The sequence below is a fragment of the Mycobacterium sp. 852014-52144_SCH5372336 genome, assembly GCF_001665615.1.
GTDB classification, from domain to species: domain Bacteria; phylum Actinomycetota; class Actinomycetes; order Mycobacteriales; family Mycobacteriaceae; genus Mycobacterium; species Mycobacterium neumannii_A.
In genome coordinates this window covers 57,121-78,833 of record NZ_LZSW01000041.1, presented here as the reverse complement: position 1 = coordinate 78,833, position 21,713 = coordinate 57,121, and the positions used below count along the sequence as shown (strand labels likewise).

Here is a 21,713-nt window from a genome sequence, read left to right as displayed (position 1 = left end):
TGCTTCAGTGACAGATCCTGACAATAGTGCCTGAATCGTTGTGGCGGTGGCGGAGGGATTTGAACCCTCGGACGGGGGTTACCCGTCACACGCTTTCGAGGCGTGCTCCTTAGGCCGCTCGGACACGCCACCGTGTGGCAGCTTACCGGGAGCACACCGGTCTACTCCAATCGCTGCCGGGCAGTTGTTTCTGTTCGCGAGAGCTACACCAGGGTCGTGAACCACGGGCCGACCGCGACCCTGGTGTACGTCTCGCGAGACACAGGCGTCAACGCTGCCGGGAGAAGAACGCCTCCAGCGGCGCCGCGCATTCGTCGGCCAGCACGCCGCCGCGCACCTGCGGTCGGTGGGTCAGCCGCCGGTCGCGCACCACATCCCATAACGACCCGACGGCCCCGGTCTTGGGCTCCCAGGCGCCGAACACCACCCGCGCCACGCGCGCCATCACCAGCGCGCCCGCGCACATAGTGCAGGGTTCGACGGTGACCGCCAGCGTGGTGCCCTCCAACCGCCAGCCGTCGCCGAGCACCGCCGCGGCGGCCCGGATCGCGAGGATCTCGGCGTGCGCGGTGGGATCGCCGAGGGCTTCGCGCTCATTGGCGGCGCGCGCCAACTCGGTGCCGTCGGCTGAGACGACGACCGCCCCGATCGGCACGTCGCGCGGACCGGCGCTACGTGCAGCTTCGAGGGCGGCGCGGATCAGTGCCTCGTCGTCGGGCTGCGCGATCACCGGCCCATACGGTCGAGTACTGCCGACAACTCGTCGGCGAAGCCCATCTCGCGCGCGATCCGGCCCAGCTGTTCGTCGGCGTAGAGGTCGGACTCGTCGAGGATGACGCCGAGCACGGCCTCGGGCAGGCCGATGTCCGAGAGCAGACCCAGGTCGCCCTCCTCGAACGGTTCGGCCTCCTCGAGCTCCTCGGGCTCGATGTCGGCGTCGAGCATCTCCAAGGCTTCGGCGGCGATGTCGTAGTCCAGGGCGGCGGTGGCATCCGACAGGAACAGCCGCGCGCCAGAGGGGGCGGGGCGCACGATGACGAAGAACTCGTCGTCGATGTCCAGCAGCCCGAACACCGCTCCCGCGCTGCGGATTTCGCGTAGTTCCCGCTCGGCGTCGGTGAGGCTGGTCAGGGCCGCTTCGCGCATCGGCGCGCATCGCCACTTGCCGTCCTCACGGACGACAGCAACGCCGAAGCCGTCGGGAGTGTCCGTGGACTGCTCCCGCGCCTGTGCACGCTGTGCTCCCATGTCGGCCTACGGTAGTCGTCGACCATGCCCTTTTCCATGTCCTTAACGCGTCCGCACCCCCCTTTTCCAGTATCGACGCCGATCCCGACGTGGTCGACGGCGCTCGATATGCCAACCTTGACGGGTGACCAACACCCCGGTTTGCGTGCTCGGCCTCGGGCTGATCGGTGGCTCGGTCATGCGCGCAGCGGCGGCCGCCGGACGCGAGGTGTTCGGTTACAACCGGTCACTGGAAGGCGTCCAGGCCGCGACCGCCGACGGGTTCGACGCAGGCGAGGACCTCGACGCCGTGCTGAAGCGGGCGGCGGCCGACAACGCGCTGATCGTGTTGGCGGTGCCGGTGCCCGCCCTGGGCCAGATGCTGGGCCACATTCGCGACACCGCCCCGGACTGTCCGCTGACCGATGTGACAAGCGTGAAAACCGCTGTGCTGCAAGAGGTCCAGACATATGGTCTGCTCGAGCGATTCGTCGGCGGGCACCCGATGGCGGGCACCGCGCACTCGGGTTGGGCAGCGGGCGACGCCCGGTTGTTCGTCGACGCGCCGTGGGTCGTCTGCGTCGACGATCACGTCGACCCGCATATCTGGACGCTGGTGATGAACCTGGCGCTGGACTGCGGCGCGGTCGTCGTCCCCGCCCGCTCCGATGAACACGACGCGGCCGCCGCGACGATCTCTCATCTGCCCCACCTGCTGGCCGAGGCACTCGCCGCCACCGCCGGTGAGGTGCCGCTGGCGTTCGCGCTGGCGGCCGGTTCGTTCCGCGACGGCACCCGCGTGGCCGCCACCGCGCCGGATATGGTGCGGGCGATGTGCGAGGCCAACGCCGACGAACTGCTGCCGGTGTTGGACCGCACGCTGGAACTGCTCACCGACGCCCGCGACGCGCTCGCCGCGCGCAGACCGCTGACCGAATTCGTCGACTCCGGGCACGCCGCCCGGATTCGCTATGACAACTTCGACAGGACGGGGATCGTCACGATCGTCGTCGGCGAAGAGCAGTGGCGCGAGGAACTGGCCGCGGCGGGCCGCGCGGGCGGGGTGATCAGATCCGCTCTGCCAACCCTGGATAGTCGAGGATGAACCCGTCCGAGTCGACGCTGATCGTGGTGTCGGCGACGGGCGAGTGCAGCTTGATTCCGTCTTCGGCGCTGCTGTAGCTGATCACCGCCGTCTCCACCGACAGTTCCGGCAGTCGCACGTACACCACCGGGCAGCTGATGGAATCGGTCCGCTGATACAGCCCGGTACGCCGAATCGGCAGGGCGTTGAAGAACGGGCTGAAGATGACGTCGACGTCCAGCGCGCCGTCGTACGCGGCGCGACGGGTCTCCCCGGTGTGCTGCTGAACCAGCCACATGTTCTCTTCGTCGCGGGCAATCGAGAGTTGCCGCTCGCGCTCGGCGAGTGTGACGGTCATGGACAGCCGTTTGGTACCGCCGGCCTCGTCCGTCACCAAGTCGTAGGAAGCGGAGAACGCCGGGTGAAAGGGTGTAGCGGCGGCCACGATCCTGCCGTAGGCCTTGATGCGGTTGCCCGACACATGCACCCGGACCGATTCCATTCGAGGGACGTCGTGCGCCCGCCACGTCAGGATCGCCGGCCATGTCTTCTCGGAGCCGCCTGCTTCACTCACCCCTATACCGTATGCGAACCGTCCCCTCGTTCGTAACGTGCTGGGTCTTTGCTTTTTGGGCCGCGCTGTGATGTTGCGCGGGGACGGGATTCGAGAACGACTTCGTCGCCGAGAAACGGCTGGGGCATGCGCCGCCGACTTCGCAGTCGCCCGGTTCCCGGCACCGAGGCCCACACCGCGAACGCGAGCGCGGCATCGAGCAACAACGCCAGCGCCGTCACCATCAGCGCGCCGACCAAGGCCAGATGGAACTCGCGCACCTTGATGCCGTCGATCAGGTAGCGGCCCAGCCCGCCGAGACTGGCGTATGCGGCGACGGTCGCGGTGGCCACGATCTGCAGCGTGGCGGTCCGCAGCCCGCCCAGGATCAACGGCATCGCGATCGGCGTCTCCACGCGCAGCAGGATGCGCCGTTCGGTCATGCCCATGGAGCGGGCGGCGTCGACGACGGTGGGGTCCACGTTGGCGATGCCTGCATACGTGCCCGCCAGCAGCGGCGGAATGCCCAGCAGCATCAGCGCAACGGTCGGCGGTACCAGCCCGAGTCCCCACAGCAGCACACCGAGCAGCAGCACGCCCAGCGTCGGCAGCGCGCGCAGTGCGTTGACACCGGTGACGACGATGAATGTCCCCCGGCCGGTGTGTCCGATCAGCATCCCGACCGGAATGGCGATGAGCGCCGAGAAGAACAGCGCGAGCACCGTGTACTCGAGGTGTTCGACGGTGCGGGCGAGCAGCCCGGCGGGCCCACTCCAGTTGGCCGCGGTGAACAGGTAGGACAGCGCCTCCTGCAAAAACCCCATCGGACCCGTCACGACGCCGCCTTGAGCCTGCGCCACACCGGCACCCCACGGGTCGCGCGCGTCCACGGAGTGAGCGCCTTACCGATCAGCATGATCAGGGTGTCGATGACGATCGCGAGCACGAAGATCGCGATGATGCCCGCGATGATCTGATCGCTCTTGTTCGCCTGGTAACCCTCGGTGAACCAGGTGCCCAGCCCGCCGATGCCGATCACCGATCCGACCGCGACCATCGAGATGTTAGTGACGGCGACCACGCGCAAGCTGGCGATCAGCACCGGAACCGCCAGGGGCAGTTCGACTTTCATCATCCGCGTCAGGGGCCGGTATCCGACCGCCGTCGCGGCGTCGCGCACCGTCGGCGACACCGCGTCCAGCGCCTCCGGCACCGCCCGCACCAGCAGGGCCACGGTGTAGAGCGTCAGCGCCACGATCACGTTCGCCTCGTCGAGGATGCGCGTGGGGATGATCAGCGGCAGGACCACGAACAGCGCCAGCGACGGGATGGTGAAGACGATGCTGGCGGTGATCGTGGTCAGGCGCCGCGCCGTGGTGGTGCGCTGGATCGCGGCGCCCACCGGTACGGCGATGATCAGGCCGAGCACGATCGGAATCAGCGACAGGCGCAGATGGATCACCGTCAGCGCCCACAGATCGTCGAGGTGTGTGAGCAGATAGCGCATCCGCTAGCCCAACTCCGGGACCCGGCGTTGCCTGTCGAGTTCGGCCAGCACGTCGTCGGCCTTCACCCCGCCGATCACCCGGCCGTCGTCGTCGACGGCGACCCCCATCCCGCTCGGCGAGGACAGCGCGGCGTCGAGCGCGTTGCGCAGCGTCCCGTCCGGCCGGAACAGTGAACCGCCGGCGATCGTACTGTCGTAGAGCGACTTTCCGGTGCGGCGCAGGGCCACCCCGGCGGCGTTGATCCAGGCGAACGGTTTCCGGTCGTCGTTGGTGACCAGCCTCCAATCACCGGGCCTCAACTCCAGCGCTTCGACATCGCGTTCGTCGACGTGGCCGATGTCGTGCAGCGGCAGGCCCGACGCGTGGAAGAACTGCAGGCCGCGGTATCCACGATCGGCGCCGACGAACGCGGCCACCTCCTCGTTGGCCGGATTGGACAGGACGAACGACGGCTCGCCGTACTGCTGCAGCACCCCGCCGCGGCCGAACACCGCCACGCGGTCGCCGAGCTTGACCGCCTCGTCGATGTCGTGGGTGACGAAGACGATGGTCTTGTGCAGTTCGCTTTGCAGACGGGCGATCTCGGCCTGCAGCTCCTCTCGCACGACGGGGTCGACGGCGCTGAACGGTTCGTCCATCAGCATGATCGGCGGGTCGCCGGCCAGCGCGCGCGCCACCCCGACACGCTGTTGTTGACCACCGGACAGTTGCGCCGGATAGCGGTCGGCGAGCTTGACGTCCAGACCCACTCGTTCCATCACCTCGAGCGCGGATCGCCGTGCGCTGCGCCGTGATTCACCCCGCAACACCGGGACGGTGGCGACGTTGTCGACCACCCGTAGGTGTGGCATGAGGCCCGCGCTCTGGATCACATAGCCGATGCCGAGCCTCAGCTTGACCGGGTCCGCCTTGGTGACGTCGCGTCCGTCGACAGTCAGGGTGCCCGAGGTGGGCTCGATCATCCGGTTGATCATCCGCATGGACGTGGTCTTGCCGCAGCCCGACGGGCCGACGAAGACCGTCAACGTTCCCTCGGGCACCTCGAGGGTGAGGTCGGCGACCGCGACGGTGCCGTCCGGGTAACGCTTGGTGACGTTGGAGAACTCGATCACTTCTGCACCGGTTTGTCGAATCCGTTCTCCGCGATCCACTTCTGCGCCGCTTCGTCGGGGTCGATGCCGCGGTTTCCCTCGACCGAGGTGTTGAGCTCGATCAGAGCCTCGGTGGTCAGCTTCGCACTGACCGCGTCGAGCACCGTCTTGAGTTCGGTGGACATCTTCTGCGACGCAACCAGCGGCACGACATTGGCCGCGAGGAACACGTTCTCGGGGTCTTCGAGCACGACGAGATTGTTCTTCTCGATCGCCGGTGACGTACTGAAGATGTTGGCGGCGGTGATCGTCCCGCTGGTGAGCGCCTGCACGGTCGCCGGACCGCCACCGTCGCTGATGGCGACGAAGTTGGCCGGTGCGATGTCGAGCCCATACCGTTCCTTCAGCCCCACCAGACCGGTGATCCGCGTCTGAAACTCCGATGGCCCACCGACTTTCACTTCCGGCGAGTGCTCGGCGAGGTCGCCGATGGTCTTGAGGTTCCACCGCTGCGCGGTCGCCTCGGTCACCGCCAGGGTGTCCTTGTCCTCCGCCGGAGACGGATACAGGATGGACAGATCACCGGGCAGCACCTTGAGCAGTGCAAGCAGGACCGCGTCGGGGGTGGTGGCGGTGGTGTCCTCGTCGAAGTACTGCAGCAGGTTGCCCGTGTACTCACCGATCAGGTCGATCGAGTGGTCCTGCACGGCGGGGATGTAGGTCTCGCGGCTGCCGATCCCGAACTGCCGTCGCACGGTGAAGCCGTTGGCCTCCAGGGTCTGAGCGTAGATCTCGGCGATGATCTTGGACTCCGTGAAGTCCGCGGACCCCACCGCGATCGTCTTGAGGTCACCGGAGATCTCGCCGCCGCCGAGCGGGTTCGAGCTGCCGCAGGCCGTGCTCATCAGGAGCGCGAGAACCATCACCGCCACGGCGAACGGCGGGCGCCGGCGTCGCGGCATCGAGGTCATGATTCCGACAGTATCGGCATCGCCGCAGCTACGCGCGGTTTGTCCGGCCCACGATTCGACCGTCGACGTCAAATGCCGTTTGTCGGGGCCGGGAAGGGGCAAACTTGGACCCATGAGCACCGATCCGTACGGTCCGTCAGCGCAGAACGAACCGGAGCCCTACGGTCCACCCAATCCCGGGCCGCCGGTTCCGCCGACGGACGGCGAGATCGCCGATCGCACCGCACCGTCGGTCAAGAAGGTCCATTTCACCCGCGCGGCCGCGCTCTGGTCGGCAGTGATCGCAGGCTTCCTCATCCTCATCCTGCTGCTGATATTCATCGCGCAGAACACTGAATCGACCGAGTTCGCCTTCCTCGGTTGGAATTGGTTCATGCCGAGGGGTGTGGCGATTCTGTTCGCCGCGGTGTGTGGCGGGCTGATCACGGCGTTGGCGGGGGCGGCACGCATGGTGCAACTGCGTCGCGCCGCCAAGAAGAACTACAAAGCCGCGCTCCGTTAGCGCAACGACTCGAGTCCGGCGTCGATCAACGGAGCGACTGCGTCGTCGACCATCGTGACGAAGTCGGCCGGCGCGCCGCCCACCCTGCCGCGGTAGGCGATGCCGGCCGCGATGATCGCGAGCTTGAAGTACGCGAGGCCCATGTAGAACTCCCAATGGTCCAGCGGCTGACCCGACGCCACCGAATACCGTTGCGCGAGTTGGTCTGCCGGCGGGATCAGCGGTGACGCCCACGCCGCGTCGGCGTGCACCAGGTTGAACATGGGGTGGCGGTACACGCACATCAGGGCGGCATCGCTGACGGGATCGCCCAGGGTCGACATCTCCCAGTCCAGCACCGCGAGCACCTTGCTGCCGTCGGTGGCGTCGAGCATCGTGTTGTCGATGCGGTAGTCGCCGTGCACGATCGCGCTGCGGCTCTGCGCCGGGATCGTCTCTCCGAGCGCGGTGTGCAGCCGCTTGACGTCGTCGTCGCGTTCGTCGTCCTCTCGGCGCACCAGCTCCCACTGCCCACCCCAGCGCTTCACCTGGCGCTCGAGGTATCCGGTGGGCTTGCCGAAGTCGCCGAGACCGACCTCCTCGGGGTCCAGGGCGTGCAGGTCGGCGAGCACCTTGATCAACGCGTCCACACAGGCCTCGATGTCGGACTTGTCGCCGAGGGTCTCGAGTTCGGATGTGTGCCGGATGACCCGCCCTTCGACGTAGTCGACCATCTGGAACGGTGCGCCGAGCACCGAGTCGTCGTTGCGCATGGTCACCGCGCGAGGGACGGGCACGGCGGTGTCCTGCAACGCCGAGATCACCCTGTACTCGCGGGCCATATCGTGTGCCGACGGCGTCAAACCGTGCAGCGGCGGCCTGCGCAGCACCCACTTCGACTGGTCGTCGAACACCAGGAAAGTCAGGTTGGACCGGCCGCCGGAGATCAACTCGGCGCGCAGGTCACCGTTGCGGGCGATGCCCTCCGAACGCAGATGACGGTCGAGGGCGTGGAGGTCGAGCCCTTCGAGTCGGGCGGGCTTGGACGGGTGCGGCTCAGCGGTCATTGGAAGATGTCTACCACTGTTGATTTCTGGGCAGCAGGTCCCATACGTGCTCGGTGGAGTTGATTCCCGCGACGAAGAACGTCTCGCGCGACGACGACCACAACACCCGGGTGATGCCGGCGTAGTCGACCTGCACGCACAGCAGGCGCTCGGTGCCCATGACGTCGTGCACCAGGGCGTTGATGACGCCGCCGTGGCTGAACAGCGCGACGGTGTCCTCCCGGTCGGCGGCCTTGACGATGTCGTCGACCCCGGCCTTGACCCGGGCGATGAACGCCGACTGATCGACGCCGCTGGGCAGCTCACCGTTGGCGAGGCGACGCATGTCCTCCTCGGAGATCTCCTCGACCGGCGTGTAGTGCGAGAGGTCGCGGTCGTACTCGGCGAGCCGGTCGTCGATATCGATCGACAGGCCGAGCGCCTCGGCGACCGGCTCGGCGGTCTGGATCGCCCGCTTCTGCGGACTGCTGACCAACCGTGAGATGGGGAAGCGCGCCAACGCGTCGGGCAGGCGTTTTGCCTGTTCGATGCCTTCCTCGGACAGGCCGGGGTCAGAGCCCTGGCCCGGCTCGCTGCGAAGCGGCAACGCATGTCGAATGATGAGCAACTGCACCGTGCCACCATATGGCCATGAGTGCCGACAAGGATTTCGCGACCGAGCTCTTCGACCTCTCCGACCGCGTCGTGCTGGTCACCGGCGGAAGCCGGGGACTTGGCAAGGAGATGGCTTTCGCCGCTGCGCGGTGCGGCGCGGACGTGGTGATCGCCAGCCGCAAGTACGACTCGTGTGTGGCGACGGCCGAAGAGATCGCCTCGGCGACCGGCCGCGCCGCGCTGCCCTACCAGGCGCACGTCGGGCGCTGGGATGAGCTCGACGGATTGGTCGACGCGGCCTACGCACGGTTCGGCAAGGTCGATGTGCTCGTCAACAACGCGGGGATGTCGCCGCTCTACGAGTCGCTTCCCTCGGTTACGGAGAAGCTGTTCGACTCGGTGATCAATTTGAACCTGAAGGGCCCGTTCCGGTTGTCGACGCTGGTCGGTGAGCGCATGGTCGCCGATGGCGGCGGCTCGATCATCAACGTGAGTTCGAGCGGTTCGCGCCGGCCCCGCCCCGAGCAGCTCCCCTACTCGGCGGCCAAGGCGGGGCTCAATGCGCTGACCGAGGGACTGGCGCTGGCGTACGGCCCGACGGTGCGAGTAAACACGCTGATGCCGGGTCCGTTCCTCACCGACATCAGCAAGGCCTGGGATATCCCCGCTACTCAGAAGGGCGCGCAGCATTTCGCGTTGCAGCGGCTGGGTGAGCCACCCGAGATCGTCGGTGCCGCCCTGTATCTGATGTCGGACGCGTCGAGCTACACGTCGGGTTCGATCATCCGCGTCGACGGCGGCATGCCTTGACCGTCTTCCGCCGAACGTGGGTTACCCGCACGCCCTGACGCCGGCAAGCGTGCATCGACCCCACACTCGGCAGGGATGCGGTTAGGGCGTGACAATGTTGAAGCTCGGGTCGGGGCGGTCCAGCACGCCGATCAGCGACTGCAGGGCGCCGGTGTCGCCGGAGATGTCCAAGCCTGGTGAGCTGTCGTCGCCGGCCGCGAGCGCCAGCAGCCGCACCTTGGTGGCCACTTTGACGGTGGCGTGGGCCGATTGGTCGGCGGCCACCTTGCGGTGCACCAGCACGCCGTTGCGCAGCGTCAAGCGGTAATTGGTGTCGGTGTCGAGGAAGGTGACGTCGACGGCGATGTCGAGATCCCATGCCCGCGGGCCGTTCACACTGATCGCGAGCGCATCGAAGATCTGCTCGGGGGTCAGTTGCGCGACCATCGACGTCGACGCCGTCTGGGTCGGGGTGCCGAAGTTGCCGTCACGAAGTTCGGTCGCTCCGGAGAGAAAGAAGTTGCGCCACACCGCGTTCTCCGCCCCGTAGGCCAACTGTTCGAGTGTGTCGGCGTAGAGTTCGCGAGCGGCGCCGTGATGCTCGTCGGTGAACATCGCATGGTCTAAGAGCGTTGCTGCCCAACGGTAGTCGCCCTGCTCGAAGGCCTTGCGCGCGACGTCGACCACGCTGTCCAGGCCACCCATCGCCTCGACGTAGCGAGGGCCTGCGGCTTCCGGCGGATGCGCCCACAACCGTCCCGGGTTGCCGTCGAACCAGCCCATGTAGCGCTGATAGACCGCCTTGACGTTGTGGCTGACCGAGCCGTAGTAGCCGTGTGCGTGCCACGCGTTCTGCAACGCAGGCGGCAGCGCGAAGTCCTCGGCGATCTCGATGCCGGTGAACCCCTGGTTGAGTTGGCGCAGCGTCTGGTCGTGCAAGTACGCGTACAGATCCCGTTGCAGCGACAGATATTCGACGATGTTGTCCCGGCCCCAGGTCGGCCAGTGATGTGACGCGAACACGACGTCGGTGCGGTCGGTGAACGCGTCGATTGCCTCGGTCAGGTAGCCGGCCCATCCGTGCGGGTCACGCACCAGCGCGCCGCGCAGTGTCAGCAAGTTGTGCAGGTTGTGGGTGGCGTTCTCGGCCATGCACAGCGCGCGGAACTTCGGGAAGTAGAAGTGCATCTCGGCGGGCGCCTCGGTCCCCGGCGCCATCTGGAACTCGATCTCGACGCCGTCGACGGTGTGGGTCTCGCCGGTCTGACGGATGTCGACCGTCGGAACGATCAGCGCCACTTCACCCGTCGACGTCACCTGTCCCAGCCCGCATCCCACCTGCCCCTGCGGTCCACGCGCCAGCAGTGCGCCGTACATGTAGCTGGCTCTACGGCTCATCGCGGTGCCCGCGTACACGTTCTCCTGCACGGCGTGCTCGGTGAAGTGCTCGGGCGCGATGATCGCGACGCGGCCCGCATCCACGTCGGCCTGAGAGGTGACGCCCAGGACGCCGCCGAAATGGTCGACGTGGCTGTGGGTATAGATAACCGCCGTGACGGCTCGATCCCCGCGGTGTTCGCGGTAGAGCGCCAGCGCCGCCGCGGCGGTCTCCGTGGAGATCAACGGGTCGATGACGATCACACCGGTGTCGCCCTCGACGAAGGTGATGTTGGACAGGTCGAATCCGCGCACCTGGTAGATGCCCTCGACCACTTCGTAGAGGCCCTGTTTGGCGCATAACCGGCTCTGCCGCCACAAGCTGGGATGCACCGACGGCGGCGCGTCCGCATCGAGGAACGAGTACGTGTCGTTGTCCCAGACCACCCGGCCGTCGGCCGCCTTGATCACACAGGAATCCAAAGCCGCGATGAACCCGCGGTTGGCGTTGTCGAAGTCCGCGGTGTCATCGAATGGCAGGGCCGTGAGGTGCTCGCGGTGTGCGGACTCGATGACGCCGGTGGGGGGTTTCTGCTGCATGGCGACACGATATTCATCCCCACGTCGGCGCGGGGCTGGTTCACTGACCCCATGCAAGTACGCCGAGTGGTGACCGGTCACGATTCGTCCGGAAAGTCCGTCTTTGTCAGCGACGACAGCGTCGCACCGATTCAGACGGAGTTGATGCCGGGCTTCGAGAACCATCTGCTGTGGGGTAGCGACCAGACGTGCCGCTTCCCCGACGACGGTTCGATGCCCCAGTGGCACAACTACTTTCCGCCTGTCGGTGGTTTTCGGTTCGCGATGCTGACGCTGCCGCCGTCGCACGGCGCCCAGGCTCCGGAGGCCCTCGACATCGACGAGGCGATGGCCGAGATGGAGGACAAGCTGCCGGGAATGCTCGGCTACATGGACTACACGGACCCGGGCATGCACACCACGGACACCGTCGACTTCGAGGTGGTGCTCGAGGGCACCGTCGTGCTCGAACTCGACGACGGTGCCGAAGTAACCCTGCAAGCGGGCGATACCGTCGTGCAGAACGGGACGCGGCACCGCTGGAAAAACCCCGGCGACACACCGGCCCGGATGGCCGTGTTCATCTGCGGCGCCGAGCACGCGAACGTCCCACCGAAGTAGCTTCCCGTCAGCCCTGGTGCTCGGCCAACCACCGATCGGCCCGGCGTTTCGAAGCGCGCGAGAGCCACGCGTCCTGGACTAGTTCGGTCAGTTCGACCTTCCCGATCTCCCGTAACCTGCTGGCGCGCACCAGAACCGAGGGATGGCCCTCGAAGCGGTCGGTGGTGAAGAACGGCGAGTCGGGATCTTGGACGAGCGCCAGCTTGTCCATCTCCGATTCCACCCAGATCATGATCACGTCGGCGTAGCGTTCGCCGGTCTCCGGATCCTCGGCGTCGGGCTGAGGAGTGCGGAAGAACACGAACGACTTGCCGCCAACCTGGTAGATCGGGTTGCCCTTGGGGCCCTCGATGCGCTTGACGTGCGGCATCGAAGCGGCGATCGCATGGACGTCGGCGACCCGCGCCGGCCGGTCACGCACGGCGTTCCAAGGCGTGCAGGATGACGTTGGTGAGCGAGCCGTTGCGCACGGTGGCCGTCATGTACGTGCAATGGGGCTGGCGCCGCCGGTCGGTCGGCGAACCCGGGTTCAGCAGTCGCAGACCGGTTTTCGTCGTCGTATCCCACGGGATGTGACTGTGGCCGAATATCAGCACGTCGGTGTCCGGGTAGGCCTTGGCCATGCGCGCCTCGCGGCCGGTAGCCGCACCGGTCTCGTGGACGACGGTGAAGCGCAGGCCGCCGAGTGTGACATCGGCTCGTTCGGGCAGTCGGCGGCGCAGTTCGGCGCCGTCGTTGTTGCCCCAGCACGCGACGAGCCGCTTGGCCCGGGCCTCGAGCGCATCCAGCAACGACGGCTCCACCCAGTCGCCTGCATGCACGACGACGTCTGCCTTCGTCACTTCGTCCCACACCCGCGTGGGCAGGTCCTTGGCGCGCTTGGGAACGTGAGTATCGGCGATCAACAACAGCCGCATGGCTGCCAATCTAGTGGCGGCCGACAACGCCGCCGAAACTGAGGCTGTGCGCGATATCCGGCCTGAAGCTCGAACACAGCTTCAGAGTCGGCGGCAGAGAAAAAGCGCGCCCGAAGGGATTCGAACCCCTAACCTTCTGATCCGTAGTCAGATGCTCTATCCGTTGAGCTACGGGCGCATGGTCTTTCTTCAGTGTTCAGTTGTGCGGCTGACGGGTCAGCCGTGGCGGAGGCGAGAGGATTTGAACCTCCGGTCGCCTTTGAGGGCGACAACTCATTAGCAGTGAGCCCCATTCGGCCGCTCTGGCACGCCTCCCGACGATTACCGCCGATCCGACAGCGTACACATGGGCTACCGCGCGAGGCAAAGCGCATTCGGCCGACCCATAAACTGGTGCAGTGACCGTCCGGCTGCGTCCCGAACTGGCTGATCTGCCCGCCTACACCCCCGGCAGGACCGTTCCCGGCGCAATCAAGATCGCCAGCAACGAGACCGTGGATCCGCCGCTTCCGAGCGTGCGGGCCGCGATCTCGGACGCCGTCGGCAACATCAACCGCTACCCGGACAACGGCTACGTCGAGCTCCGCGAGCGACTCGCCAAACACGTCAACTTCGCCCCCGAGCACATCTCGGTGGGCTGCGGGTCGGTCAGCCTGTGTCAGCAGTTGATCCAGATCACCTCGACCGTCGGCGACGAGGTGCTGTTCGGTTGGCGCAGCTTCGAGATCTACCCGCTGCAGGTGCGAACGGCGGGGGCCACACCCGTGCCGGTGCCGCTGACCGACCACACGCACGACCTCGACGCCATGCTGGCCGCGATCACCGACCGCACCCGGCTGATCTTCGTGTGCAATCCGAACAACCCGACGGGCACCGTCGTGGCGCCCGACGCGCTCGCCCGCTTCGTCGCCGCGGTCCCGCCGCACATCGCGATCGCACTGGACGAGGCCTACGTCGAGTACATCCGCGAGCCGATGGTGCCCGACAGCCTGGGTCTGGTTCGTGCCCATCCCAACCTCGTTGTGTTACGAACGTTTTCGAAGGCCTACGGCCTGGCGGGTCTGCGGGTCGGTTACGCCGTGGGCGACCCGGACCTCATCACCGCGATCGGGAAGGTGTACGTGCCGTTCACCGCGACCAGCGTCTCGCAGGCCGCCGCGATCGCATCCCTCGACGCCGCCGACGAACTGCTCGAGCGCACCGACACCGTCGTCGCCGAACGCGCCCGGGTCACCGCGGAACTGCGCGCAGCCGGCTACACCGTGCCCGACTCGCAGGCCAACTTCGTCTGGCTCCCCTTGCCCGGGCAGGCCCAGCAGTTCGCCGAGGCATCGGCGGACAACCGCATCATCGTGCGGCCCTACGGCGACGACGGAGTACGCGTCACCGTCGCCGCGACCCACGAGAACGACGCGTTCCTCGATTTCGCCCGACAATGGATTGGACAGTCATGAGCGACGCCCGCGAGATCTTCACCGAGCTCAAGGAGCGCACCGGCACCATCTCCGACGCCGAACTCGACGAGTTCTGGGCGACGCTTACGCCCGCCACCATCGACTTCATGATCGGCGAGTGGAAGGGCGGCGAATTCCACACCGGCCACAAGGCCAACGGGTTCATGGAGCGGCTCAACTGGTTCGGCAAGACCTTCCACTCTGCCACCGACGCCAAGCCTCTGGTGTGCCTGGACGCCGGCGGCAACAAGTTCTCCAACACCGAGGCGATGAAGGGTGAGGCCAGCCTGTGGATGGAGGAGTTTCGCGACGAGGTGACGGCCTCGATGGTCTACGACGGCGCACCCGTGCACGATCACTTCAAGGTCGTCGACGAGAACGCCGTCGTCGGCATCATGAACGGCAAGGGCGCGCTCGACACCAGCTCCGGTACACCCCGGCACCTGTACTTCTACCTCGAGCGGCTGTAGCGCTCGCGAGATGAACACCAGGGTCGTACGGGGCAGCGGATCTACAGCCCTGGTGTACGTCTCGCGAAACGGCTAGGGCTGCCGACCGGTATAGGCAAGCAACCGGGTCAGCGCCCCGGCGTCGGCGGGCACGTCGATCGGATCGTCGAAACCGGCGTTGACCCGACCCTCCGGCGTGATGATCTTGCGGGCCAGCCCCAGCACGTAATCTGACAACGACTCGGGGGCGTTGACGTCGCGCCCGATCGCTGCCGAGTAATCCCACGCGTGCACCAGAAACTCGATCGACAGCACGCCGACCATCATCCGGGCCGGCACGTCGTTCCCGCCGAAGTCCACGGTGCCGTCCAGCCCCCGCCGCCGCCAGGCGTCCAGCGCTGACCGCGCCGAGAACACCACCTGCTGCTCGATCGGCGCGTCGCGGTCGCGCTCAGTGAACTGCGCGCCCGCCATCGCGCCGAGCATGGTGATCGAATTCAGCAGGTGGTCAGTCAACGCTGCGACGTCGAACTCTCGGCACGGCGTCTGCTTGTGCAGATCGTCGGCGGCGATGCCGTGCAGCACGTGCTGCAACACGGCGAACGACTTCTCCGCGCTGCGCAGTTCGTCGGTCGGCGGCGAATCGGGTCCGGCACGCAAGTCGTCGGGCATGACGCCACGCTACGTCGCCGATGGGCATATCGTTGCCGTGATGAAAACGCACGTGCGAGTGGCGGCAGTGGCGCTGGTTCTCGTCGGGGTCGCGACGGGATGCCAGCGCACCACGGAGGGCTCCGTCGCGATGACCACCGAGCCGGGGCCGCCGTTGACCTCCCCGGCGAGGCCGACGTCGCCGTCGATTCCTGGGCTGCCCGATATCGGGCTTCCCGACATTCCCCTGCCCACGCGTAACACCGACGTCCCGGTCGTCCCCGCGCCGCCGAACGCCTTGTCCATGCAGTGCTCGGAGTACAACGGGCTCGACGAGGCGACCCAGGTCGCGGTGATCCGCGAGATCCTCAACCAGGAGGGCAACCCGCTCGGTCCCGACGGGGAGGGCATCGGTCAGATGCTGGTCGACGCCGCCTGCCAGTTCCTGCCCAGCGCCACCGTGAACGAGGTGCTCCTGGGCAAGCCGCCGCCGTGACGAACTAGCGTGTTGCCCCATGGGCGAGACCTACGAATCCGTCACCGTTGACATCTCCGATCACGTCGCGCGGGTGACGCTGATCGGGCCAGGCAAGGGCAACGCCATGGGCCCGGCGTTCTGGGCCGAGTTGCCCGAGGTGTTCGGGACGCTCGACGCCGATCCGGAGGTGCGCGCGATCGTGCTGACCGGCTCGGGCCGCAACTTCAGCTACGGGCTCGACCTGGCCGCGATGGGCGCCACCATGCCCGGCCGCGATGCCGGCGCCAAGGGCCGCCTCGGATTCCACACCACGCTGACGAAGATGCAGGGCGCGATCAACGCGGTCGCCGACTGCCGCACCCCCACCATCGCCTCGGTGCACGGCTGGTGCATCGGCGGCGGCGTGGACCTGATCAGCGCCGTGGACATCCGCTACGCCAGTGCCGACGCGAAGTTCTCCGTCCGCGAGGTGAAGCTGGCGATCGTCGCCGACGTGGGTTCGCTGGCGCGGCTCCCGCTGATCCTGTCCGACGGGCACCTTCGCGAACTGACGCTGACGGGCAAGGACATCGACGCCGCCCGCGCCGAGAAGATCGGTCTGGTCAACGACGTCTACGACGACGCCGACGCCTCGCTTGCGGGGGCGCACGCCACGGCCGCCGAGATCGCCGCCAACCCGCCGCTGACGGTGTACGGCATCAAGGATGTGCTCGATCAGCAGCGCATCGCCCGGGTGTCGGAGAGCTTGCGCTATGTGGCCGCGTGGAATTCGGCATTCCTGCCATCGAAGGATCTGGGCGAGGCGGTGACCGCGATGTTCGAGAAGCGCCCGCCGAAGTTCACCGGCGAATAGCGTTGACTCCCAGCACATTCCCACCGCGTTCCCGGCTCGCTTTCAGGAATCGGTAGTACCGAATCCCTTCTAGCGCAATCGATTTCAGCGATATCGCTGTGCGATGCGTCACCTTGGGCACCATTCCTGGCTGCAGCGGCGTTCTGCACGACATGACAGATACAACAGATTTCGCGTCGCTCGATCGCAGCGCGATCCAACGAATCAGTGCACCCCGAATCGAGGGCACCGCGGTGGCGTTCACCTCAAATCGCTACGAACAAAGTGACGTCGCTTCGATGCTCACCGGCATCGGCGGCCCGGAGTTCCTCCGGTTCGCGCAGAGCAGTGGTGTGCAGAGCCGCAGTCTCTCGCTTCCGCTATCTCGCTACCCGAAGTTGTCGGGCTTCACCGAGGCGAACAACGCCTACATCGAGGTGGCCGTCGACCTCGGGGAGCGGGCCGTGCGGTCCGCGCTCGAGGCGGCACACGTCACGCCGGATGAAGTCGACGCCATCGTGTTCGTATCGAGCACCGGCGTCGCCGTGCCCACCGTCGACGCTCGGGTGGCATCCCGGATCGGGTTGCGACCAGACGTCAAGCGGATACCGTTGTTCGGATTGGGTTGTGTCGCAGGCGCAGCCGGCATGTCACGCGTGCACGACTACCTGCGGGGCTTTCCCTCCGACGTCGCGGTCCTGCTGTCCGTCGAACTGTGCTCACTGACGTTGCAACGCGACGACACGTCGATCCCCGCCCTGATCGGTGCCTGCCTGTTCGGCGACGGCGCGGCGGCGGTCGTGGTCTCGGGCGCCGACCGCATTCCACCGACGATCGCGCACGCGCCCGCGCTGCTCGCGACCAGGAGCCGGCTGTTTCCGGACACGGTCGACGTCATGGGGTGGAACGTCACCTCAAATGGCTTCGGGCTGGTGATGTCTCGCGAAGTCCCGCACATGGCCGCGAACTACCTCGACGAGGAGGTCACCCGGTTCCTCGGTGACCACGGCCTCACGGTGGGCGACATCGCCGCGTGGGTCTGCCATCCCGGCGGTCCCAAGGTGCTGGATGCGATCGACAACGCGATCGGCCTGCCGCCGGAGGCCAACACCCACAGCCGAAACTCGATGCGGGAGAACGGGAACTTCTCGTCGGCGTCGGTGCTTGATGTGCTGCACCGCACGCTCGCCTCGCCACCTGCCCCAGGATCGTTCGGTGTGTTGCTGGCGATGGGTCCGGGCTTCAGCTTCGAGCTGCTCCTGCTGAAGTGGTGAGGAATCGACATGGCGTACTACCTGTTCATCCTCGCGATCGGACTGGAACGACTGGTCGAGTTGGTGGTGTCATGGCGCAACACGCGGTGGTCTCTTGCCAACGGCGGCAGGGAATTCGGCCAAGGCCACTATCCGGTGATGGTCGGCATGCACACGCTGCTGCTCGCGTCGTGTATCGCCGAGGTGGCGGTCCTGCACAGACCGTTCATCCCCCTGCTCGGATGGCCGATGGTGGCCATCGTCTGCGCGAGCACAGCGCTGCGGTGGTGGTGCGTCGCGGTGTTGGGCAGACGGTGGAACCCCCGGCTCATCGTGATCCCGGGAGCGCCGCTCGTGCACCGCGGCCCGTATCGGTGGCTGCACCACCCGAACTACACCGCAGTGGTGGTCGAGGTCGCGGCCCTGCCGCTGGTCCACTCGGCGTGGCTGACCGCGGTCGTTTTCACCGCCGCCAACGCCCTGGTGCTCAACGTCCGCATCCGGGCCGAGAACGCCGCGCTGGGGTACGGGTGAGCCGGGGCCGAGGAGTCAGACCCGAGGAACGGGCGTCCACCCAAGTTCGGCCTTGGCCTTGGCGTTCGACAGCGGAAGCCAGATGTCGCCGAACGCGGTGACGCCGTAGGGCGCGGCGAGTCTGACCGCCGCTCGCGGGATGCGCAGCTGTCGAGGCCGCCCGAGCTTCTCGCCGAGCTCCCGGATGTAGCCGTTGAACGACTGCGGTCGGTCGTCGACGATGTTGTAGATCTCGCCGCCCCGTCCACGGTCGAGTGCGGCCGCCGTAGCACTCACGACGTCGTCGATGTGGATCCAGGACACGATGCCGCTACCACCCATGTCCAGCGCCACGCGGAATCGCGCCATCCGCGCGAACAACTCGTCGTGCGGCACGCCCGGGCCGTAGAAAGCGCCGTAGCGCAACACGATTCCCTCGGTGTCACTGTGTCCACCGGACGCCAGGACCTTCTGCTCCATCCCGCGCAGCGCGGCCAGCATCGCCTCTCCGCCACGCGGGGCCGGTCCGGGGTAGGGATCGCTCTCGTCCAGCAACGCCGGACCGGTGGTCGGATAACCGTAGGCGTACATCACGGATTCGGCGACGACGCGTCGGACGCCGGCACGTTGCGCCGCGGCCAGCAGGTTCGGTGCACCGGTACCCCACAGTCTTCTCGCGGGCTCAAAGTCGCTGACCCGCATCGGTCCCCGCTTCGGCAGCGTGGTCAGCAGCGAAACCACCACCTCCGGACCGAAGTCGGCGACCGCCTTGTCGATATCGTCGCCGTCGAACACGTCGGCGACGACGGGCCTGGCGCCCGCAGCCGTGATCGCGCCCGCCTTGTTCGGTGACCGCGTCAGCCCGACGACCTCGTGGCCGCAGGTGACGAGTTCACGCAGCAGCGGGACACCAGGCACACTCGTCGCGCCGGCAACCAGGACTCGCATCACGGCCTCCTATCGGCGATGACGCTGGCGCGCAATGCGATCGCCAGGATCACGGTGGTGAACACCAGACCGCCGGCCTCCAGCCACCCGATCCAGTCACCCGCTCCGTGGTGCGGGTCGATGATGTGGCTGAGCGAGTGCAGCGCCCAGTGCAGCGTCGCGAATGCCAGTGCGGGAGTGCGCCACCGCGGCCACCGGACCGCGGCGAGCAGCATGAGCCCCTGCGGGATCTCGAAGGTGGCGTTGTCGAAGATGTAGTGGTCATTGCGCGTGCCGAAGTTGCCGAGCGTGTCGAAGAACGCGCCAGGGGCGAACATCATGAACAGCCCCACGGACAAGGCGTAGAGCCCGAACACGATGAGCGTCACCTCGACGAACCCCGCCCTTGTGCGCGTCGGTGTCGATGTCATACGGTCACGCTAGTTCGCCACTGGCCTCAAGATAGGCACCACTTTGACAGCGAAATCGGGTACCACTTCGGGTCCGGAGCTGCTGCTGGAACTCGACCGCGACGCCACCGATCCGTTACACCGCCAACTGGCTGACGGACTGCGGACGGCCATCCGAACGGGCCGCCTCACGCCGGGCACCCGCCTGCCGTCCAGTCGCCTGCTCGCCACCGACCTGGGAGTGTCCCGTCGGCTCGTGGTCGATGCCTACAGTCAACTCGTCGCCGAAGGGTTCCTGCACAGCAGGCACGGGTCGGGCACCGTGGTCGCCACGGTCGACACCGTCGACCGGCCCTCCCGCGGTGAGCCCGGGCCGACGGCACGCTACGACATCGACTTCCTGCCGGGGTCGCCGGATCTGCACAGCTTTCCTCGCGACGCCTGGCTGCGGGCGCTGAAGCAGGGCCTGGCCGAGATCGGCGCGGATGCATTCGGTTACGTGGCGCCTCAGGGGCTGTTCACCACGCGCGTTGCGGTGGCCGACTATTTGCGACGCGTCCGCGGTGTGCTCGCCGAACCGCAACACATTGTGCTGTGCTCCGGAGCGACACAGGCCATCGCGCTGCTCGCCCGGTCATTGCCGACATCCTCACTGGCCATGGAGGACCCGGGATTCTGGCTGCACCGAATGGTGCTGCGTAACAACGGTATTGAACCGGTTCCTGTTCCGGTCGACGAAGATGGGCTCGATGTCGGCGCGCTGGCGGCCAGCGGTGCCGACGCAGTCCTGACCACCCCCGCGCACCAGTCCCCGACCGGGGTCGCGCTGTCGGCCCCGCGGCGCACTGAGCTGATGGAGTGGGTCCGAGCCGGACATCTGGTGATCGAGGACGACTACGACGCCGAATACCGCTACGACCGGGCACCCGTCGGCGCGTTGCAGGGAATCGCGCCCGACCGCGTCATCTACGTCGGCTCGACCAGCAAGACCCTGGCGCCCGGCCTCCGCATCGGCTGGATGGTGCTGCCCGCACATCTCGTCGGCGCGGTCAAAGTGGCCAAAGGTCTTGCGGACACCGGGAGTTCGGTGATGGACCAGTTGGCGTTCGCGCAGCTGCTGAGATCAGGCGGATACGACAGGCATCTGCGCCAGATGCGGCGCCGGTACCTGATCCGCCGCAATGCCCTGCTGGGGGCACTCGGCCGGCACCTGCCGCAAGCAACCGTCCTCGGCGCCGCGGCTGGCGTCCACCTGACGGTGCGCTTCCCCGACGGGTTCCCGATCGACGGCCTCGTACGGCTGGCCGCCGAACAACGTGTGCGGGTCGAACCGCTCGCACCGTGCTACGCCAACCCCGCCTCGGCGCCGCCTGGCCTGCTCCTCGGCTACGCCAATCTCACTGAGTCCCAGATCGATTTGGGCGTGCGAGTGTTGGCCGGCGCTATGCCCTAAGCTCCGCCGCCGCCACAACCTCCACCGCCACAGCCGCCGCCACCGCAACCTCCGCCGTCCCAGCCGCCACCGGAGTCGGTGTAGCCGAGACCGGCTGCCGCCGCAGTTCCCGCCGCCCAACGCTTTCGACGCCGTTGCGCCTTTGTCATCCGCCTGTTGCGCAGACTGTGGAGATCCCCCATCTCCCTGCGGTATCGGTCCCCCGCCGACTCAGCGCGGCGCTGGCCGACGCGACTAGCTACGAGCAAGATCACCGCCGCGCCAACGAGGATCACCGCCACCAACGAGACGGTGATCACTACCACCGCTGTACTCATAGAGGGATGCTACGCCGCGCCCGGTCCCCGAGATGCTCTCGATTTGGTGTGGATTCGGTGAGGAACACCATCCGCCAGAGTGGCGGCCCGGCCACCGCTTATGTTCAACGGCCCACG

27 protein-coding genes and 3 tRNA genes are annotated in these 21,713 nt (G+C 67.1%); 11 read left to right on the top strand and 19 right to left on the bottom strand.

Annotated features, from left to right (window positions below):
- Positions 1–41 precede the first annotated feature (41 nt).
- From A5759_RS08635 to A5759_RS08625, 3 genes are all read right to left on the bottom strand, one after another.
- Positions 42–132, bottom strand: a tRNA-Ser gene (locus A5759_RS08635).
- 136 nt (positions 133–268) lie between these two features.
- The gene (locus A5759_RS08630; RefSeq protein ID WP_156616870.1) at positions 269–727 is read right to left on the bottom strand and encodes a nucleoside deaminase; all 459 of its coding nucleotides are present in this window, start codon (positions 725–727) and stop codon (positions 269–271) included.
- Positions 727–1,248 (bottom strand): tRNA adenosine deaminase-associated protein, encoded by a 522-nt coding sequence (locus A5759_RS08625; RefSeq protein ID WP_064418473.1) that lies wholly within the window; start codon positions 1,246–1,248, stop codon positions 727–729. The genes A5759_RS08630 and A5759_RS08625 overlap by 1 nt, the downstream gene beginning before the upstream one ends.
- A 124-nt stretch (positions 1,249–1,372) precedes the next feature.
- Here A5759_RS08625 and A5759_RS08620 point away from each other — a divergent pair, with 124 nt between their 5' ends.
- Positions 1,373–2,332 (top strand): prephenate dehydrogenase, encoded by a 960-nt coding sequence (locus A5759_RS08620; RefSeq protein WP_082962051.1) that lies wholly within the window; start codon positions 1,373–1,375, stop codon positions 2,330–2,332.
- On the opposite strand, the gene A5759_RS08615 is transcribed toward A5759_RS08620, so the two are convergent.
- From A5759_RS08615 to A5759_RS08595, 5 genes are read right to left on the bottom strand one after another with little or no spacing between them, the layout of a single operon-like run.
- Positions 2,295–2,885, bottom strand: a complete 591-nt coding sequence (locus A5759_RS08615) for a putative glycolipid-binding domain-containing protein (RefSeq protein WP_066846790.1) — start codon at positions 2,883–2,885, stop codon at positions 2,295–2,297. The genes A5759_RS08620 and A5759_RS08615 overlap by 38 nt on opposite strands.
- Positions 2,886–2,887: 2 nt before the next feature.
- Positions 2,888–3,688 (bottom strand): ABC transporter permease, encoded by an 801-nt coding sequence (locus tag A5759_RS08610; RefSeq protein WP_066847175.1) that lies wholly within the window; start codon positions 3,686–3,688, stop codon positions 2,888–2,890.
- Between the two features lie 8 nt (positions 3,689–3,696).
- Positions 3,697–4,371 (bottom strand): ABC transporter permease, encoded by a 675-nt coding sequence (locus A5759_RS08605; RefSeq protein WP_064394842.1) that lies wholly within the window; start codon positions 4,369–4,371, stop codon positions 3,697–3,699.
- 3 nt (positions 4,372–4,374) lie between these two features.
- A complete protein-coding gene (locus A5759_RS08600; protein WP_068196249.1) occupies positions 4,375–5,484 on the bottom strand; it encodes an ABC transporter ATP-binding protein in 1,110 nt (369 codons plus the stop codon).
- Positions 5,481–6,434: an ABC transporter substrate-binding protein gene (locus A5759_RS08595; RefSeq protein WP_068196285.1), complete on the bottom strand. Its 954-nt coding sequence runs from the start codon at positions 6,432–6,434 to the stop codon at positions 5,481–5,483. The genes A5759_RS08600 and A5759_RS08595 overlap by 4 nt, the downstream gene beginning before the upstream one ends.
- A gap of 112 nt (positions 6,435–6,546) precedes the next feature.
- On the opposite strand from A5759_RS08595, the gene A5759_RS08590 reads away from it, so the two are divergent.
- Positions 6,547–6,936 carry a lipopolysaccharide assembly LapA domain-containing protein gene (locus A5759_RS08590; RefSeq protein ID WP_064394844.1) on the top strand — a complete coding sequence of 130 codons (390 nt, stop codon included), beginning with the start codon at positions 6,547–6,549 and terminating at the stop codon, positions 6,934–6,936.
- Here the strand turns inward: A5759_RS08590 and A5759_RS08585 are convergent.
- Together A5759_RS08585 and A5759_RS08580 are read right to left on the bottom strand one after the other, a co-directional pair.
- Positions 6,933–7,982, bottom strand: coding sequence for a phosphotransferase family protein (locus tag A5759_RS08585; RefSeq protein ID WP_068196246.1), 1,050 nt, complete (start codon positions 7,980–7,982; stop codon positions 6,933–6,935). The genes A5759_RS08590 and A5759_RS08585 overlap by 4 nt on opposite strands.
- A gap of 10 nt (positions 7,983–7,992) precedes the next feature.
- Positions 7,993–8,595: a histidine phosphatase family protein gene (locus A5759_RS08580; RefSeq protein WP_068196243.1), complete on the bottom strand. Its 603-nt coding sequence runs from the start codon at positions 8,593–8,595 to the stop codon at positions 7,993–7,995.
- A 17-nt stretch (positions 8,596–8,612) separates the two neighbouring features.
- On the opposite strand from A5759_RS08580, the gene A5759_RS08575 reads away from it, so the two are divergent.
- Positions 8,613–9,386 carry an SDR family NAD(P)-dependent oxidoreductase gene (locus tag A5759_RS08575; protein WP_068196283.1) on the top strand — a complete coding sequence of 258 codons (774 nt, stop codon included), beginning with the start codon at positions 8,613–8,615 and terminating at the stop codon, positions 9,384–9,386.
- 81 nt (positions 9,387–9,467) lie between these two features.
- Here the strand turns inward: A5759_RS08575 and A5759_RS08570 are convergent, their stop codons facing one another.
- Positions 9,468–11,342 carry an alkyl/aryl-sulfatase gene (locus tag A5759_RS08570; RefSeq protein WP_068196239.1) on the bottom strand — a complete coding sequence of 625 codons (1,875 nt, stop codon included), beginning with the start codon at positions 11,340–11,342 and terminating at the stop codon, positions 9,468–9,470.
- 51 nt (positions 11,343–11,393) lie between these two features.
- On the opposite strand from A5759_RS08570, the gene A5759_RS08565 reads away from it, so the two are divergent.
- A complete protein-coding gene (locus A5759_RS08565) occupies positions 11,394–11,942 on the top strand; it encodes a cupin domain-containing protein (RefSeq protein WP_068196236.1) in 549 nt (182 codons plus the stop codon).
- Between the two features lie 7 nt (positions 11,943–11,949).
- Here A5759_RS08565 and A5759_RS08560 read toward each other — a convergent pair whose 3' ends face one another.
- From A5759_RS08560 to A5759_RS08545, 4 genes are all read right to left on the bottom strand, one after another.
- On the bottom strand, positions 11,950–12,363 hold the full coding sequence (locus A5759_RS08560) for an MmcQ/YjbR family DNA-binding protein (RefSeq protein WP_066846769.1): 414 nt from the start codon (positions 12,361–12,363) through the stop codon (positions 11,950–11,952).
- Complete coding sequence (locus tag A5759_RS08555) at positions 12,356–12,859, bottom strand: metallophosphoesterase (protein ID WP_066846766.1); 504 nt, start codon at positions 12,857–12,859, stop codon at positions 12,356–12,358. Before A5759_RS08555 ends, A5759_RS08560 begins: the two co-directional genes overlap by 8 nt.
- Before the next feature lie 105 nt (positions 12,860–12,964).
- Positions 12,965–13,037, bottom strand: a tRNA-Arg gene (locus tag A5759_RS08550).
- A gap of 45 nt (positions 13,038–13,082) precedes the next feature.
- A tRNA-Ser gene (locus tag A5759_RS08545) sits at positions 13,083–13,174 on the bottom strand.
- An 83-nt stretch (positions 13,175–13,257) separates the two neighbouring features.
- Here A5759_RS08545 and A5759_RS08540 point away from each other — a divergent pair.
- Positions 13,258–14,313, top strand: coding sequence for a pyridoxal phosphate-dependent aminotransferase (locus A5759_RS08540; protein ID WP_068196235.1), 1,056 nt, complete (start codon positions 13,258–13,260; stop codon positions 14,311–14,313).
- Positions 14,310–14,783: a DUF4334 domain-containing protein gene (locus A5759_RS08535; protein ID WP_068196232.1), complete on the top strand. Its 474-nt coding sequence runs from the start codon at positions 14,310–14,312 to the stop codon at positions 14,781–14,783. The genes A5759_RS08540 and A5759_RS08535 overlap by 4 nt, the downstream gene beginning before the upstream one ends.
- Before the next feature lie 72 nt (positions 14,784–14,855).
- Here the strand turns inward: A5759_RS08535 and A5759_RS08530 are convergent, their stop codons facing one another.
- Entirely contained in the window at positions 14,856–15,434 is a 579-nt protein-coding gene (locus A5759_RS08530) for a TIGR03086 family metal-binding protein (RefSeq protein WP_068196229.1), read from the bottom strand.
- Positions 15,435–15,474: 40 nt separating this feature from the next.
- Between A5759_RS08530 and A5759_RS08525 the strand changes: the two genes are divergently transcribed.
- The 4 genes from A5759_RS08525 (at position 15,475) to A5759_RS08510 (ending at position 18,510) form a co-directional block, all read left to right on the top strand.
- Positions 15,475–15,909 (top strand): hypothetical protein, encoded by a 435-nt coding sequence (locus A5759_RS08525; protein WP_064394903.1) that lies wholly within the window; start codon positions 15,475–15,477, stop codon positions 15,907–15,909.
- A 19-nt stretch (positions 15,910–15,928) separates the two neighbouring features.
- Positions 15,929–16,744: a crotonase/enoyl-CoA hydratase family protein gene (locus tag A5759_RS08520; protein WP_068196226.1), complete on the top strand. Its 816-nt coding sequence runs from the start codon at positions 15,929–15,931 to the stop codon at positions 16,742–16,744.
- 152 nt (positions 16,745–16,896) lie between these two features.
- Complete coding sequence (locus A5759_RS08515) at positions 16,897–17,997, top strand: type III polyketide synthase (RefSeq protein ID WP_197506003.1); 1,101 nt, start codon at positions 16,897–16,899, stop codon at positions 17,995–17,997.
- Between the two features lie 9 nt (positions 17,998–18,006).
- Positions 18,007–18,510 (top strand): isoprenylcysteine carboxyl methyltransferase family protein, encoded by a 504-nt coding sequence (locus A5759_RS08510; protein WP_068196222.1) that lies wholly within the window; start codon positions 18,007–18,009, stop codon positions 18,508–18,510.
- A 15-nt stretch (positions 18,511–18,525) separates the two neighbouring features.
- Here the strand turns inward: A5759_RS08510 and A5759_RS08505 are convergent, their stop codons facing one another.
- Complete coding sequence (locus tag A5759_RS08505) at positions 18,526–19,437, bottom strand: NAD(P)-dependent oxidoreductase (protein WP_068196218.1); 912 nt, start codon at positions 19,435–19,437, stop codon at positions 18,526–18,528.
- The gene (locus tag A5759_RS08500; protein WP_064394856.1) at positions 19,437–19,847 is read right to left on the bottom strand and encodes a hypothetical protein; all 411 of its coding nucleotides are present in this window, start codon (positions 19,845–19,847) and stop codon (positions 19,437–19,439) included. Before A5759_RS08500 ends, A5759_RS08505 begins: the two co-directional genes overlap by 1 nt.
- A 43-nt stretch (positions 19,848–19,890) precedes the next feature.
- On the opposite strand from A5759_RS08500, the gene A5759_RS08495 reads away from it, so the two are divergent.
- Positions 19,891–21,279 (top strand): PLP-dependent aminotransferase family protein, encoded by a 1,389-nt coding sequence (locus A5759_RS08495; RefSeq protein WP_255392418.1) that lies wholly within the window; start codon positions 19,891–19,893, stop codon positions 21,277–21,279.
- Here the strand turns inward: A5759_RS08495 and A5759_RS26465 are convergent.
- Positions 21,276–21,596, bottom strand: a complete 321-nt coding sequence (locus A5759_RS26465; RefSeq protein ID WP_197506002.1) for a hypothetical protein — start codon at positions 21,594–21,596, stop codon at positions 21,276–21,278. The two genes, A5759_RS08495 and A5759_RS26465, sit on opposite strands and share 4 nt — an antisense overlap.
- Positions 21,597–21,713 lie beyond the last annotated feature (117 nt).